17 protein-coding genes are annotated in these 15,942 nt (G+C 36.2%); 2 read left to right on the top strand and 15 right to left on the bottom strand.

All coding sequences use genetic code 11. The features are described from left to right. Positions 1-15 precede the first annotated feature (15 nt). The 10 genes from lysS to NSCAC_RS01895 form a co-directional block, all read right to left on the bottom strand. Positions 16-1,503: a lysine--tRNA ligase gene (lysS, locus tag NSCAC_RS01940; protein ID WP_197744752.1), complete on the bottom strand. Its 1,488-nt coding sequence runs from the start codon at positions 1,501-1,503 to the stop codon at positions 16-18. Between the two features lie 19 nt (positions 1,504-1,522). After that, positions 1,523-2,621, bottom strand: a protein-coding gene (gene prfB / locus NSCAC_RS01935; protein WP_197744751.1) for a peptide chain release factor 2 whose coding sequence is annotated in 2 segments (ribosomal slippage) — positions 1,523-2,545 and positions 2,547-2,621 — 1,098 coding nt in all. Because the reading frame shifts where the segments join, the coding sequence is not laid out codon by codon here. Between the two features lie 36 nt (positions 2,622-2,657). Then, a complete protein-coding gene (locus NSCAC_RS01930; protein ID WP_197744750.1) occupies positions 2,658-3,365 on the bottom strand; it encodes a peptidoglycan DD-metalloendopeptidase family protein in 708 nt (235 codons plus the stop codon). Between the two features lie 49 nt (positions 3,366-3,414). Continuing rightward, on the bottom strand, positions 3,415-4,155 hold the full coding sequence (gene surE / locus NSCAC_RS01925; protein ID WP_197744749.1) for a 5'/3'-nucleotidase SurE: 741 nt from the start codon (positions 4,153-4,155) through the stop codon (positions 3,415-3,417). Continuing rightward, complete coding sequence (galU, locus tag NSCAC_RS01920) at positions 4,136-5,044, bottom strand: UTP--glucose-1-phosphate uridylyltransferase GalU (protein ID WP_197744748.1); 909 nt, start codon at positions 5,042-5,044, stop codon at positions 4,136-4,138. The genes surE and galU overlap by 20 nt, the downstream gene beginning before the upstream one ends. 15 nt (positions 5,045-5,059) lie before the next feature. Continuing rightward, positions 5,060-6,907 carry a nucleoside-diphosphate sugar epimerase/dehydratase gene (locus NSCAC_RS01915; RefSeq protein WP_197744747.1) on the bottom strand — a complete coding sequence of 616 codons (1,848 nt, stop codon included), beginning with the start codon at positions 6,905-6,907 and terminating at the stop codon, positions 5,060-5,062. A 701-nt stretch (positions 6,908-7,608) separates the two neighbouring features. Further along, positions 7,609-8,883, bottom strand: coding sequence for a sulfate adenylyltransferase subunit 1 (locus NSCAC_RS01910; RefSeq protein WP_232085958.1), 1,275 nt, complete (start codon positions 8,881-8,883; stop codon positions 7,609-7,611). Between the two features lie 3 nt (positions 8,884-8,886). Continuing rightward, positions 8,887-9,792, bottom strand: a complete 906-nt coding sequence (gene cysD, locus NSCAC_RS01905) for a sulfate adenylyltransferase subunit CysD (protein WP_197744746.1) — start codon at positions 9,790-9,792, stop codon at positions 8,887-8,889. A gap of 33 nt (positions 9,793-9,825) precedes the next feature. Beyond that, a complete protein-coding gene (locus NSCAC_RS01900; RefSeq protein ID WP_197744745.1) occupies positions 9,826-10,521 on the bottom strand; it encodes a phosphoadenylyl-sulfate reductase in 696 nt (231 codons plus the stop codon). Positions 10,522-10,540: 19 nt separating this feature from the next. After that, on the bottom strand, positions 10,541-11,341 hold the full coding sequence (locus NSCAC_RS01895) for a sulfite exporter TauE/SafE family protein (protein WP_197744744.1): 801 nt from the start codon (positions 11,339-11,341) through the stop codon (positions 10,541-10,543). A 116-nt stretch (positions 11,342-11,457) separates the two neighbouring features. On the opposite strand from NSCAC_RS01895, the gene NSCAC_RS01890 reads away from it, so the two are divergent. After that, on the top strand, positions 11,458-12,378 hold the full coding sequence (locus NSCAC_RS01890) for a CysB family HTH-type transcriptional regulator (RefSeq protein WP_197744743.1): 921 nt from the start codon (positions 11,458-11,460) through the stop codon (positions 12,376-12,378). A 34-nt stretch (positions 12,379-12,412) separates the two neighbouring features. Beyond that, positions 12,413-13,120, top strand: a complete 708-nt coding sequence (gene ubiG, locus NSCAC_RS01885; RefSeq protein ID WP_197744742.1) for a bifunctional 2-polyprenyl-6-hydroxyphenol methylase/3-demethylubiquinol 3-O-methyltransferase UbiG — start codon at positions 12,413-12,415, stop codon at positions 13,118-13,120. Here ubiG and rplQ read toward each other — a convergent pair. From rplQ to rpsM, 5 genes are read right to left on the bottom strand one after another with little or no spacing between them, the layout of a single operon-like run. Further along, positions 13,117-13,485, bottom strand: coding sequence for a 50S ribosomal protein L17 (gene rplQ, locus NSCAC_RS01880; protein ID WP_197744741.1), 369 nt, complete (start codon positions 13,483-13,485; stop codon positions 13,117-13,119). The genes ubiG and rplQ overlap by 4 nt on opposite strands. 27 nt (positions 13,486-13,512) lie before the next feature. Continuing rightward, positions 13,513-14,499 (bottom strand): DNA-directed RNA polymerase subunit alpha, encoded by a 987-nt coding sequence (locus NSCAC_RS01875; protein ID WP_197744740.1) that lies wholly within the window; start codon positions 14,497-14,499, stop codon positions 13,513-13,515. 53 nt (positions 14,500-14,552) lie between these two features. Next, on the bottom strand, positions 14,553-15,179 hold the full coding sequence (gene rpsD, locus NSCAC_RS01870; protein ID WP_197744739.1) for a 30S ribosomal protein S4: 627 nt from the start codon (positions 15,177-15,179) through the stop codon (positions 14,553-14,555). A gap of 14 nt (positions 15,180-15,193) precedes the next feature. Beyond that, entirely contained in the window at positions 15,194-15,577 is a 384-nt protein-coding gene (gene rpsK, locus NSCAC_RS01865; protein ID WP_197744738.1) for a 30S ribosomal protein S11, read from the bottom strand. Positions 15,578-15,591: 14 nt separating this feature from the next. Beyond that, positions 15,592-15,942, bottom strand: a complete 351-nt coding sequence (gene rpsM, locus NSCAC_RS01860; protein WP_197744737.1) for a 30S ribosomal protein S13 — start codon at positions 15,940-15,942, stop codon at positions 15,592-15,594.

Below are 15,942 nucleotides of genomic sequence, written 5' to 3'. Positions count from 1 at the left end.
CTCTATATAAACTTATTATTGGGAACGCCGCATATGGGGGAATAAAAGTACATCTCGAATAGAGGGTGAGTCAGTTAAAAGCATAACCAAGCGATCAATCCCAATCCCCTCTCCCGCAGTAGGGGGCATACCATACTCTAATGCTTGAATATAATCCTCATCAAATTGCATGGCTTCTTGATCTCCTGCCTCTCGATCTTTGAGCTGATCCTGAAAACGACTAGCTTGATCCTCTGCATCATTTAATTCTGAAAACCCATTAGCAATTTCCCAACCCCCCACAAAAAATTCAAACCGATCTGTAACAAAAGAATCCGTACTATTTCGCCGTGCTAGGGGAGAAACTTCTGTGGGATATGCTGTAATAAAAGTAGGTTCTTTAAGTTTAGATTCCACTGTCTTTTCAAATATTTCTAGTTGAACCTTACCGAGTCCACAGCTTTTTTGTATAGGAATATCTAAAGAGCGAGCCACCTTTTGAGCACTCTCCAAAGATTCTAAATCTTTTGCGTTAATTTGAGAATTAAAATGAAGAATAGATTCTTTTAGAGTCATTCGATTAAAGGGGTTACCAAAATCATAAGATTCCCCCTGATAAGTCACTTGAGAAGATCCTAGTACTGTTTGGGTAAGTCCTCTTAGCATGGATTCTGTAAAATCCATTAAATCTTCATAAGAGGCATAGGCTTGATAAAATTCCACCATAGTAAATTCTGGATTATGACGAGTAGAGAGTCCTTCATTTCGAAAGTTGCGATTAAGCTCAAATACTTTTTCAAAACCGCCCACCACAAGCCGCTTAAGGTAAAGCTCTGGTGCAATTCGTAAAAATAATTCTAAGTCTAAAGCATTATGAAAAGTTACAAAAGGTCGTGCAAGTGCCCCCCCTGGAGTCATTTGCATCATTGGGGTTTCTACTTCGAGAAATCCCTGATGGGCTAGATAATTACGAATATAGCTAATAATATGGCTACGCCGCTGAAATACTTCCCGAGTAGACTCATTCATAATGAGATCTAAGTAGCGTTGACGATAGCGAATTTCTTGATTAGTTAATCCGTGGAATTTTTCAGGTAGTGGACGCAAAGATTTAGTAAGTAACTGTAGATATTCTACTCGAATAGAGAGCTCTCCACTCTTAGTTTTCATGAGAATCCCTTCGGCACCAATAATATCTCCAAGATCCCATTGCTTAAATTCTTGGTAGGCATTCTCCGATAAACTATCTTTTCGAACATAAATCTGGATTTTTCCAGACATATCCTGAATATGAGCAAAACTTGCTTGACCCATCACCCTACGAGTCATCATTCTTCCAGCGATTTTTACTTTAATAGAATCAACAGCAAGGGTTTCGGCATTTTTAGAACCATATTTTTCATATAATTTTTTTGCGGTAGCATTTTTTCTAAAATCATTAGGAAAAGGATTACCTTGATTACGTATTTCAGTTAACTTTGCTTTTCTTTGAGCAATTAGCGTACTTTCTTCCTGTTCTGCCATATTTTTATTTTTAAAAATTTTATAATCCGCTTTTAAGGCTAGCTTCAATAAAAATATCTAAATCCCCATCTAATACTGCCTGCGTATTGCCCACTTCTATTTGAGTACGTAAATCTTTAATACGGGATTGATCTAATACGTAGCTACGAATTTGACTTCCCCAACCAATATCTGATTTTGCATCCTCAGCTTCTTGTTTTTGAGCTTCTCGTTTACGCATTTCTAGCTCATAGAGTTTTGCCCTAAGTTGAGTCATAGCATGAGCTTTATTTTGATGTTGAGATCGTTCACTTTGGCATTGTGCCACTATATTAGTTGGAATATGGGTAATTCTTACCGCTGAATCAGTACGATTTACATGTTGTCCACCTGCCCCACTCGCTCGATAGGTATCAATGCGTAAATCTGCTGGATTAATTTCAATATCTATTTTGTCATCTAACTCAGGATAAACAAAGGCCGCTGCAAAAGAGGTGTGGCGACGATTACCTGAATCAAAAGGGGACTTTCGAACGAGCCGATGTACCCCAGTCTCTGTTCTAAGCCAACCAAATGCATATTCCCCTTTAAAGTGAACGGTAGCACTTTTAATGCCTGCTATATCGCCATCAGAGAGTTCAGTAATTGTAGTTACAAAATTATGATTTTCTCCCCAACGTAAATACATTCTAAGGAGCATATTTGCCCAGTCTTGGGCTTCAGTACCTCCAGATCCAGCTTGTATATCTAAAAAAGTGGAATTATAATCCATTTCTCTAGAAAACATTCGGCGAAATTCTAATGTTGCAAGTTGTTGTTCTATCTCATCTAATTCTAGGACTACATCTTGAGCAGTATCTTGATCATTTTCTTCTAAAGCGAGCTCAAAGAGCTCCTTAGCTTGAAGGGTTTTTTCATCTAACTTGATTAATGGTTTTATAATACTTTGGATTCTAGAGTACTCTTGATTAAGTTTTTGAGCTTGTTCAGGCTGATTCCAAATCGTTGGAAGTGCCAATTCCCTATCCAACTCTATCAATTGTTCTTGTTTTTCTTCAAAGTTAAAGATACCCCCTTAAGGATGCTAATCGTTCCGTATAATCATAAATCCTTTGAACGACTATTCCTTTTTCTATCATAAAATCTCCTGTGATAGGCTTAAATTAATGGTTAATTTAACGAGTAGTAAGGTACTTTAAAGGATCTACTGCTTTATCATTATAGCGGATTTCAAAATGAAGCTTAACTCTAGTTGTACCACTAGATCCTAGTTTAGCAATTTCTTGCCCTTTTCTAACAAAGCTTCCCTCTTTAACAGTAAGAATTTGATTATGGGCATAAGCACTCAAGAAATTATCCTTGTGTTTAAGAATAATTAAATTACCGTATTGAAGTGGACCTACACCACTATATACTACTTCCCCATCAGCTGCAGCAACCACTGATTGCCCTAACTTTCCTTGAATATCAATCCCTTTATGAATAGGAATAGTAGAAGAGAAGCGTTTGATAATTTTACCTTGCGTAGGCCATTGCCAATAAATACTCGTTAAAGATTGTTGAAGAGGTTGAGGAGATTGGTTTGAAATATTTTTCTTTTTAGAAGAGGCTATTTTTATTTTTTTTGAAGTACCAGTATGGGTTGCTAGCTCTTTTGCAGTAGGTACAAGGCGTAATTTTTGACCCGTATAAATAGTATTAGATGCATTAATACTGTTCCATTGGGATAAACTCTCGTAATCTATATTATACTTCCTACCAATTGAAGAGAGTGTATCTCCACGTTTTACAGTGTAATAAGCAGGCGGCTTAATAAAGCTACAAGATTCAATAGCTAGTGTAAAAATAATTACCCATATAAAGCAAAAATTACCAATAGCCAAATTAATAATGTATATACAATACCTACTTATTATCTCAGTGGTTAGCTTTTTAAGCTAGCCACTGAGATAATTTATCAAGCATTTTATAGCTGGTTAAATCCACTTGAATAGGTGTGATAGAGATTTCTCCTTGAGAAATTGCATAAAAATCAGTACCTAACCCTGAGTCCTGGCTTTCTCCAGAGGGTCCTACCCAATAAATAGGATGCCCACTAGGGTCAGTATCTCTAATAATAGGACCTGATTGGTGTCGGCACCCCAATCGAGTAGCTCTAAATCCTTTAATATCTGCTTTAGGTATATCAGGTATATTCACATTAAGTATAGTATCTGCCGGAAGTGGGTTTTTTATTATTCTTCTTACAAGTTCACAAGTAACCCAAGCAGCAGTACCGAAATGCTTTGGTTCAGGAGACACTAAAGAGACTGCAATTGAAGGTAGTCCCAAGAACCTTCCTTCCATAGCAGCTGCCACTGTCCCTGAATAAATTACATCGTCACCTAAATTTGCACCAATATTAATTCCTGAAATTACCATATCCGGAGGATCTTTTAATAGCCCGGTAACTCCTAGATGGACACAATCTGCAGGTGTACCCTCTACTCGATAAAAATTATTTGTTCCAATACTCACTCGTAAAGGAGTATTTAAGGTCAGTGCATGGCTAGCACCACTTTGATTCCGATCAGGGGCAATAACAATAACTTCTGCAATACTAGCTAAGGAATCGGCAAGTGCTTTAATGCCTAGTGATAAATAACCATCGTCATTACTTACCAAAATTTTCATTGTTTTCCCCAAAACAAGAGAGGTTATGTAAATAGTCTTTAAAATCCTTTCCTAAATCTGCATGTTTAAGTGCATGCTCTACTGTAGCTTGAAGGTAGCCTAGTTTACTTCCACAATCATAGCGCTTTCCATTAAATTGATAAGCAAATGCATTTTCCTCATTGAGCACTGTTGCTATTGCATCTGTGAGCTGTATTTCGCCTCTCGAGTCAAAAGAAGTAACACGTAAAAGTTGTAAAACACGTGGTGTTAAGATATAGCGACCAACAACTGCTAGAGAGGAAGGAGCTTGTTCCGGTTTGGGTTTTTCAATAATAGCATCTATTTTATGGACTCTCCCTTCTGAAAAACTAGAGTGAATAATCCCATATTGATCAGTATGATCAAGGGGAACTTCCTCAACACCAATTAGGCTAGTTTGGTATTTATCATATAGCTTTACCATTTGGGTAAGACACTTATCCTTTTCCGTATCGATAAGATCGTCAGCAAGTATTACCGCAAAAGGTTCATCATTAATCACTGGGGCTGCGCAAAGTACTGCATGTCCTAATCCTAAAGCTTCCTCTTGGCGAATATATACGCAAGTGACGTGACTCGGTATAATATTTCGTACCAGTGTAAGTAATTCTCTTTTATTACGATGTTCAAGCTCTGTTTCTAGTTCATAAGCTTTATCAAAATGATTAGCAATAGATTGTTTATTGCGACCAGTAATAAAGATTATGCTAGTAATTCCAGCTTCGATCGCTTCCTCTACAGCATATTGAATAAGAGGCTTATCCACAACAGGTAACATTTCTTTTGGACTTGCTTTAGTAGCAGGAAGAAAGCGGGTACCTAAACCTGCTACTGGAAATATCGCTTTAGTAATAATGGTTTGCTTCATTATTTATTCTCTTAATTATGGGTGAAATTCTAGGACAAAAGAATATAATACTTTTGTTATTTTTTGCTCATCTTCAGTTTGATAAATAGCTTCTAATTTGAGTAATTCTTTTTTTAAGGACTCCCAATTAATAGTGTCACTTCGTGCTAATAGGATTTTTGGTATCTGAGTCATTATGGGTGATTCATTGGGATAGAATAATTCCTCATATAATTTCTCTCCAGGTCGCAATCCTATATAAGTAATTTTTATTTCTCTATTGAGTCCTTGATTTGATAGACGAATCATTTGCTTAGCAAGATCTGTAACTTTAATAGATTTTCCCATATCAAGTACGAAAATTTCACCTCCCTTGCCTAATACTGCGGCTTGAGTAATTAGATGACAGGCCTCAGAGATAGTCATAAAATAACGGGTTACTTCAGGGTGTGTTACAGTAACCGGTCCACCAGATGCAATCTGTTTTTGAAATAAAGGAACAACACTTCCAGTAGAACCTAATACATTGCCAAAACGAACGACAATGAAACGAGTTTTAGGGTAATTACGATTAAGATTTTGGCAGATTAGCTCAGTTATCCGCTTGCTTGCCCCCATAACATTAGTAGGATTTACTGCTTTATCTGTAGAAATTAAAACAAAAGTCCTACATTCTGCTTGGGCAGCAGCTTCTGCAATTTGCTGTGTACCGAGTACATTGTTTCTCATAGCTTGTCGTGCTTGCTTCTCAAGCAAAGGTACGTGCTTATACGCAGCTGCATGGAAGATAATATCTGGCTGATGTTGGGTTAAAATTCTCTGTATTCCAGATTTATCATATATGTCACATAGGTAAATATATAAATTTAGTTTTGGAAATTTTTGTATCAGCTCTAATTCAATACGATAGAGTCTATATTCATTATTATCTATAATAATGAGAGCAGTAGGGTTTAGAGATGCAAGTTGTATACATAACTCTGATCCTATAGATCCACCTCCACCACTGATAAGTAAAGATTTTTTTGAAAAATTTTTTTTAATATCTTTTTTATCTAAAGGAATTTCATCTCGCCCTAATAAATCATCAATAGCCACCTCTCGTAGAGCTTTTACACTAGATTGATCTAACAACTCTCTTAAGCGTGGTAGAGATTGATACGGAATTTTTGCTTGCTCGCAAAGTGAAATAATTCGCTCCATTTGAGCACTACTCGCAGAAGGGATTGCAATACAAATAACATCTATGGAGATTTGTGAAACTATTTCAACAAGTTGTGTTATTGTCCCAATAACAGGAATCCCTCGTACTTGCCTCCCTATCAGATCACTTTGATCATCTAAAAAAGCAATAGGTAAATAACTACTTCCATCAAGCATATCTTTAACTAGTAAATGACCTGCACGGCCCGCACCCAAAACTAAGACTCGCTTATAGTTGTTAGTATGGGTATCGAAATTAAAGCGGCGATCTTTCCAAATTCGATAGGTAAGCCGAGGACCTATAAGAAAGAGTAATAAAAAAAGAGGATAGAGTAATAGTACACTTCGAGGTACCCCATTTAGTCGACTAATTAGAAAAAGTACTAGAGTAATAGATAAAGTACCATAGCAAATAGCACGAGTAACATTAATTACATCAGGGATACTTGTAAAACGCCACATCCCTCGATATATCCCACACCAAATGAAAACTATGTTTTGAACAATGATCGTGATAGGTAAAGTGCCTAGACAAGATTGCCAATCCATCCAGGGAGATAGATTATATCGAGCTAAATAGCTGACTATCCAAGCTAAGCAAACAGCAACTGTATCGTAGGTAATGACAATAAGCTGTAATTTTCTAAAGCTCGTAAGATAGGTTAGCCTGCTATTTAGCATTATTCGCTTTCTATTTTGAATAGAAACATAATATAAAAAAGCTATTTTAACTATATAAAAGATAAAAAGATTATAAGAATAGATGGTTTATTATAGCTTTTTTTGAATGAAGGTTTTGTTAGGTATAAAAAATACTAAAGAGAAAGGTGCATTAGTCTAGAATTTTGGTATCATCGCTGACAGGAAAGTGAAAGTTACTTTCACTAATCTGCATATATATACCATTATTACAAAAACATTGATCTCTATTAATTCCAATAGATGTAAAAGGTACCCATGCAGTACGCTTTTTGATTTAATTTAGCAGAGTACCCAAGGTCATTCTATAGTAGGTGTAGCGATTTTCTAATTTGCTGTTGATCAATTTTTTATTAAACATAAATTCTTTCACAAAGCTAATACATGCAAAGTAACGCTCTCTATTATTCTTATAGTATTGAGATTATTAGATGTATTCACTTTAGATTCATAAAATGTATCAACATACTTGATTGAGCAGTACTTATTGGTTTTACCATTAAATATGCGTCAATGTTACTATGTTAAGAAGATAGGGATAGTCCTCTGCTTTCAGTACCAGAGGCAGAGATATACGACTCATATAGAATTCAAAAGATCTTAGATTTTCAAACGGAATTAAGCTGTTTATCAATTAAGAAAATGCTAAATAAAACTAGAATTTTGCTTACACTACTAAAAAACTAAACAATCATTCCTGCACCTACAGTCTCATTAGTAAATTCGTTAATTAAAATTAAGCTCCCTGTTTCTCTGTTACTATGATAGCTATCAAAAAATAAAGGATTGGCAGTACGAATTTTGATTTTTCCTATATCGTTCAATTCTAAATTCGCTACTTTATCTTTAGATTGGTTTAGGGAAGTCACATTCAATTTAGATTGGATTTCTTTGACAATACATCGAACTTCTCTTGTAGTATGTTTCACTATGTATTTAGCACCTAATACCAAAGGTGTCTCATTAAGCCAACAGACCGTTAATTCTATATCTTGAGATATTTGAGGTTGGCGTGCAGGTTTAACTAACATATCCCCCCGGCTAATATCAATATCATCCTCCAAAGTCAGTGTGACGCACATAGGTGCAAATGCTTCATCTATTGATCCACTCATTGTATCGATGGATTTAATCTGAGTAGATAACCCTGAAGGAAGAGCAATAACTTCATCACCAGGGTGAAAAATGCCACCACTTACACGTCCAGCATAACCACGATAATCATGGTATTCATGAGAGTGGGGGCGAATCACATATTGGATTGCAAGACGACTGTCATTATGATTGTAATCATTGCTGATATGTACATTTTCTAGTGTGTGTAATAGAGTATTGCCCCGATACCAGGGCATATTCTTAGATTTATCCACCACATTATCTCCATAAAAAGCACTAATAGGAATATAGTGAATGTCAGGAATATCTAATCTATCTGCAAAATCTTCAAATTCTTTTTTAATTTTCTCAAAGGCTTGTTCTTCATAATTCACTAAATCCATCTTATTTATACATAAAATGAGGTGAGGAAGCCTTAAGAGGGAAGAAATTGAAGCATGACGGCGAGTTTGCTCATTTACTCCATTGCGTGCATCTACAAGCACCATTGCTAAATTAGCAGTAGATGCTCCTGTTACCATATTACGAGTATATTGAATATGCCCTGGGGTATCTGCAATAATGAATTTTCGTTTTGGCGTAGCAAAGTAACGATAGGCTACATCAATAGTAATTCCTTGCTCTCGCTCGGCACGTAGCCCGTCTGTAAGCAATGCAAGATTAATATGCTCATTTCCATATTGTTGGCTACTTTTTTGTATAGATTCTAATTGGTCTTCAAAAATAGATTTTGAATCATAAAGTAAACGACCAATTAATGTACTTTTACCATCATCTACACTACCTGCTGTAGTAAGACGTAGTAAATCCATTGCTAAATATTGTGAAGATTCATTTATCATTTTTTAAAAATAACCCTGTCTTTTACGATCTTCCATGGCTGATTCTGAGCGCTTATCATCTGCTCTACCTCCTCGCTCAGTCACTCTAGCAGAAGCTACCTCCTGAATAATATCTTCAATAGTTATAGCCTCTGATTCTACAACGCCAGTGCAAGTCATATCGCCAACTGTTCTGCATCGTACTCTTCGTTGTTCTACAATTTCTCCTTCTACTAAAGTAAGATAGGGTGAGTTTGCAAGTAGCATTCCATCTCGCTGAATAATTTCTCGATTATGGCTAAAATAAATACTTGGGATATCTATATTTTCCTGAGCAATGTACTGCCATACATCCATTTCAGTCCAATTACTCAGTGGAAAAACCCTAAAATGCTCTCCTAGATGTTTATGACCATTAAATAGATTCCACAATTCTGGTCGCTGATTTTTAGGATCCCATTGACCAAATTCATCACGATGGGAAAAAATTCTTTCTTTAGCACGTGCTTTTTCCTCATCTCGGCGACCGCCTCCAAAAGCGGCATCTACTTTAAATTCTTCAATAGCATCTAGTAAAGTTACAGTTTGTAGCTTATTACGACTTGCATTCACTCCTTTTTCTTCTATTACTCGCCCTTTATCAATAGAATTTTGCACAGATCCTACCAAAAGCCTTGCTTGAGTTTTTTGAACTAACTTGTCTCTAAACTCTAAAGTTTCAGGAAAATTGTGTCCAGTATCGATGTGTAACAGTGGCAAGGGAATCTTTGCAGGCCAAAATGCCTTTTGTGCAAGATGTACCATAACAATAGAATCTTTACCGCCAGAGAAAAGTAGTGCAGGTCGCTCAAAAATAGCAGCAACCTCTCGCATAATAAATATAGACTCTGATTCGAGCTGTTTTAAATGAGTTAAATGATATGATTCCATAATATGCACTTTACCAATAAATTTTAGGTTATATCAATTTTTATGTAACCCACACTCTTTAGTATCAGCATTTTCCCACCACCAACGTCCAGCACGAATATCCTCACCTACTGTAATTGCTCTGGTACACGGGGCACAACCTATACTTTCATAACCCTGATCATGGAGTATATTATAGGGAGTATTATATTTTTTAATATAATTCCATACGTCATCTCTAGTCCAAGTAATAAGTGGATTAAATTTTTCAAGCTTGTGCTCAGAATCCCATTCTGAAAGGGGTAAATCCTTGCGAGTAATAGCCTGCTCTCTACGCATACCTGTAATCCATGATTTTTTTCCTAGTAGTGCACGTTTAAGCGGCAGTACTTTTCGTATATGGCAGCACTTCTTTCGCAACTCAACACTTTGATAAAATCCATTAGGCCCATGGGTTTGGGTATAGGCTTCTACATCGTCTGATTCAGGAAAATAAATATGGATCGGTTGATGATAGAGTTCTATAACTTTTTGAATTAGCTCATAAGTTTCTTGAGGTAAGCGACCTGTGTCTAAAGTAAACACCTCAATTTCTGGAGCATATTTAAATATCATATCAATGAGTACCATATCTTCTGCTCCAAAACTGGATGAGAAGCAAGCAGGTGCATAGTTATTTACTATAGAAGTAAGCAAAGAAGTTACTTCTATAACCTTATCTGTTAATAAATTATCCGATTCTAATTTCATCAATGACTATATATTTACTTTAAAGAATAAACTTAATACCAATTAACATGAGTAAAGTTGAAAGAGTAATTTGTATTACTCTATCTGGAAGGTTAATACTAAAACGACTACCTAGGTAGACTCCAGGCAAAGATCCTAAAAGAAGATTACCTAAAACATGTACATCTACCGTACCTAAGTGCCAATGTCCTATTCCAGCAATAATCGTTAAAGGCACTGCATGAGCAATATCAGTTGCTGCTAGCTGATTCATATACAAATTAGGGTAAAGGTATAACAAAGCAACAGATCCTAAGGCACCTGCACCAATTGAAGACATAGTGACAATAAATCCTAGTATCCAACCAATAGTAATCGTAGTTATTACAATAAAATTTTTATTTTGTTGAAGACGATGAACAACTTGTACAAGCTTTGAGGTATGATTAGCTTTGATAGCTTTTTTTAACCAATCTTTCAGTGGTAGTGCTAGAGCAGTTAAAATTAATGCAAAGCCTAAAATTAAATTAATTAAATTTGTAAGCTGTTGATCATGGTGCTGAAAATTTTTCAGTACTTGTAGTGTTATTATTGTTGATGGAATGCTACCTAGAGCTAGAAATCCGACAACGTGCCACTGAATGGTATGGTGATGCCAATGACTCCAAACTCCACCTATTTTAGTGAGGGCTGCAAATAGTAAATCGGTACCTACTGCCCTTATAGGAGAGAGACCAAATCCAAAAATCAGAATAGGGGTCATTAGAGATCCACCTCCCACCCCAGTAAGCCCCACCATAAAACCCACTACCAGTCCAGATATTATATATCCTAGTTCCATACGGTAATAACAAATAAGTTATTTAGTTAGAAATTTATCTAAAATGATAATATTTAATGTATATTAAATCAAAATATATTGTTCTTTATAGATATAATTTTTTTTTATATGCAATTATGAAGCTACAACAACTAAGATCAGTACAAGAGATAGTACGCCGAAAATATAGTGTATCTACCGCTGCTCAAGCACTCCATATGACACAACCTGGTATTAGTAATCAAATACATCAACTTGAGCAAGAGCTTGGTACACCTATATTTGAGCGCTATGGTAAGCGTCTTATAGGAATGACTCCAGCTGGGGTTTTAATCTTAGGAATGATTGATAAGATTTTATCTGAAGTAGAGAACATTAAACTAGTAGGAAAGGAGGTAAATAATAAGCGCCAGGGTATACTCTCCATTGCAACTACACATACACAAGCAAGGTATGTTCTACCGCCAATAATTAAACAATTCAGAGCCAGCTATCCTGAAGTCCATTTGAGAATGTTTCAAGGGACACCACAACAAATTGCTGAAATGGCAGCTAATGGTACAGTAGATTTAGCAATTGCAACGGAATCAATTGGTTTATTTAAGGAATTAGCATTATTGCCTTGTTATAGCTGGAATAGATGTGTTATTGTACCATCGAATCATCCACTACTTTTATGTAATCCTCTGACCTTAGAGGATATAGCAAAGTATCCTATTATTACTTATATAACTGGCTTTACAGGTCGCTCGAAGCTTGATCAAGCATTTATAAATAAAAAAATAACGCCCAATATTATTTTGACTGCAAGCGATGCGGATGTAATTAAAACCTACCTTCACTTAGGATTAGGTATTGGTATAATCGCAAAAATGGCATTTAATGCCACTGAAGATGCGCCTCTAAAGTCAATTGATGCAGAAAATCTATTTGAATCTAGTATTACTTATGTAGGAATCCGTCGAGGTGCCTATTTAAGAGGATATGCTTATGATTTTCTAAAACTATTTACGCCATCACTTACTCATGAAGTAATTGATAGAGCGATATATACATAAAAATATATATACTAACTTCTTAAGGGAATACTTAATGAATAAGCAGCTAGTAAATGTTGATCTTCAAGAGATAGGTAGATTTAATACCCTAGCCCATAACTGGTGGGAAAGTAAGGGGGAATTTAGAACACTTCACCACATTAACCCAATACGAATGAAGTATATATGTAGTCATAGCTGTCTGGTAGGAAAAAAAGCTTTGGATGTGGGTTGCGGTGGTGGTCTTCTCACTGAGTCTCTAGCCAAACTTGGTTCTGAAGTAACAGGCATAGATCTGGGTTATGATCTACTCACAGTAGCACGCTTACATGCACTAGAGAGTGGGTTAGGTATAGACTACCAGCAGATAAGCGTAGAAGATTTAGCAAGTGAAAAATCACAATCCTTCGATATTATCACTTGTTTAGAAATGCTAGAGCATGTACCTGATCCTGCCGGAATTATCCATGCTTGTGCTCAATTACTTAAGCCCGGTGGAATATTCTTTTTTTCTACGCTTAACCGCACTCTAAAAGGATATTTATTTGGAGTTGTGGGTGCAGAATATATAGGGAGAATCATCCCTAAAGGAACTCATGACTATAAACGCTTCATTCTTCCTTCCGAATTAGAATCTTGGTGTCGTCTGGAACACTTAAATATCGAGGAATTTATAGGGCTACATTATAACCCTATAAATCAAACATGCTGGTTAAACAGCGATATTAGCGTAAATTATATTGGCTACGCTATTAAGAGCTAATTATTACTATCACGATCCACAAGCTCTATCAAAGTAATAGGAGCATTATCGCCACTACGGAATCCATTTTTTAATAATCTTAGATAACCGCCTGGACGTGTTTTATATCGAGGTGCAAGATCTCTGAATAATTTTGTAACTACGTCCCTATCTCTTAATCGAGAGAATGCTAGACGGCGATTAGCTACAGTATCCTTTTTTGCTAGTGTAATTAGTGGTTCAGCAATCCTTCGAAGCTCCTTAGCTTTAGGAAGGGTTGTTTGGATTACTTCATGCTTTAGTAAAGACACTGACATATTACGAAGCATAGACTCCCTGTGTGCAGTTGTCCGATTTAATTTTCTTCCACTGTGACGATGACGCATATAATCTACTACTCTTTTTTTAAGATATTATATTCTAACCATTTCTAACCCTTCAGGAGGCCAATTATTTACTTGCATGCCTAGTGAGAGGCCTCTAGAAGCAAGAATTTCCTTTATTTCCATTAAAGATTTTTTTCCTAAATTAGGAGTTTTCAGCAGCCCAGATTCTGTTTGTTGGATTAAATCTCCAACATAGTAGATATTTTCTGCTTTCAGGCAATTTAATGAACGTACTGTTAATTCCAAATCATCTATAGACTGTAATAGTATGGGATCAACTTTTCCAAACTCTTGGTTAGTAGAAACATTCTCTTTATTTTTCAAATCAACAAAAAATGTTAGCTGATCTTGCAGAATTGAAGCAGCCTTCCTTATCGCCTCATCTGGCGAAATAGCACCATTCGTCTCAATTTCAATAATAAGTTTATCTAGATCAGTCCTTTGCTCTACACGAGCTCTCTCGACATCATATGCGACTTTTTTAATAGGGCTAAAAGAAGCATCAAGGGTTAAATAGCCAATTGAGTTATGCTTTTCATTATTTGTAGATCGTACAGAAGCGGGCTCATACCCTCTTCCTCGAGCCACCTTCATAATACAAGAGAATTCTCCTGATTCAGTTAGGTGAGCAATCACATGTTCAGGATTGATAATTTCTACGCTATGATCAGTTTTTATATCCCCCGCAGTAATTATTTTAGGTCCTTTACTATTTAATTCTAAAATAGCTTCATCGCAATCATGTAAATTAATCGCCACTTCTTTTAAATTTAATAAAATCTCTACTATATCTTCTTGGATTCCTTCTTTAGAAGAATATTCATGGAGGATATGATCGATCTGTACCTCAACAATAGCACATCCAGGCATTGAAGATAATAAAATTCTTCTTAGGGCATTTCCTAATGTATGCCCAAATCCACGCTCTAGAGGTTCTAATACTACTCTAGCTCTATTATTATTAATACACTGAACATCTATTATCTTTGGTTTCAGGAAATTAGATGCTAACATAGCTTAAGATCAGTCTTATTTTAAATAGTTTGATGCAGCACATAAATAATATGCTATTTTGAATACAGTTCTACTACTAAGTTTTCTTGTATATCAGAAGCTAATTCGCTACGCTCAGGAACTCTTCTAAACACCCCTTCCATTTTATTTAGATCAACATCAACCCAATCCACATTTGTTCTCGCTTGAGCAATTTCAAGTGCTAGTTTTATACGATCCTGCTTCTTAGCTTTATCTTTTACAATTACCTTATCTTCAACCTGAATTTTATAAGAAGGTATATTCACCTCTTTACCATTGACAAGGATACCCTTATGGTTAACAAGCTGGCGTGCTTCAGCACGAGTACTCCCAAATCCCATTCTATAAACCACATTATCAAGGCGAGATTCTAGGATTTTCAACAAATTTTCTCCAGTAGATCCTTTTATTCTTGTGGCTTCCTTATAGTAAGATCGAAACTGCTTTTCTAAAATGCCATACATTCGACGTAGCTTTTGCTTCTCTCGTAACTGAGAAGCATAACCTGATAGGCGACTTTGTTTTGAGGCTGATCCATGCTGTCCGGGAATTTGTTGAATCTTGCATTTTGAATCTATAGATCTAATTCCGCTTTTTAAAAAAAGATCTGTTCCTTCGCGCCTTGCTTGCTTGAGTTTAGGACCTATATATTTAGCCAAGTTTAACCCTCCTTTTAAACTCTTCGCCTTTTAGGGGGGCGACAACCATTATGGGGAATAGGAGTAATATCTATTATACCTATTATTTTAAAACCTATATTATTCAGAGCACGCGCGGCTGATTCTCTTCCTGGTCCAGGACCTTTAATGTATACTTCTACATTTTTCATACCCATCTCTTGAGCAATACGCCCTGCTCTTTCTGCAGCCACTTGTGCGGCAAAAGGTGTACTCTTACGGGATCCACGAAAACCACTTCCACCGGATGTAGCCCATGCTAGAGCATTTCCTTGGCGATCAGAAATCGTAATAATTGTATTATTAAAAGAAGCATGAATATGCGCGATCCCATCGGTAACAGTTCTTCTAACTTTCTTTTTTGTACTTGATTTTACCATTAATATAGACTCTATTATTTTACCTTTCTAGGTCCCTTCCGTGTTCTTGCATTTGTTTGGGTTCGTTGACCATGTACTGGAAGATTCTTGCGGTGCCGAAGACCTCGATAACAACCTATATCCATTAACCGTTTAATATTCATTGTTACTTCACGGCGCAAATCACCTTCTATAGAATATTTATTCACTTCAGTACGTAGATCTTCTAACTCCTGCTCAGAGAGATCTGCAACCTTTTTTTGTATAGGAATTCCTACCGAGTCACAGATTTTTCGAGCACGGGTATTTCCTATTCCATAAATAGAAGTAAGTGCTATCTTTACGTGTTTATGTACTGGTATATTGATTCCAGCGATACGTGCCAT

The sequence above is a fragment of the Candidatus Nitrosacidococcus tergens genome (assembly GCF_902810445.1).
Lineage (GTDB): Bacteria > Pseudomonadota > Gammaproteobacteria > Nitrosococcales > Nitrosococcaceae > Nitrosacidococcus > Nitrosacidococcus tergens.
Note: the sequence above shows the minus strand (reverse complement) of the source record. Positions and strands in the feature narration are given on the sequence as shown.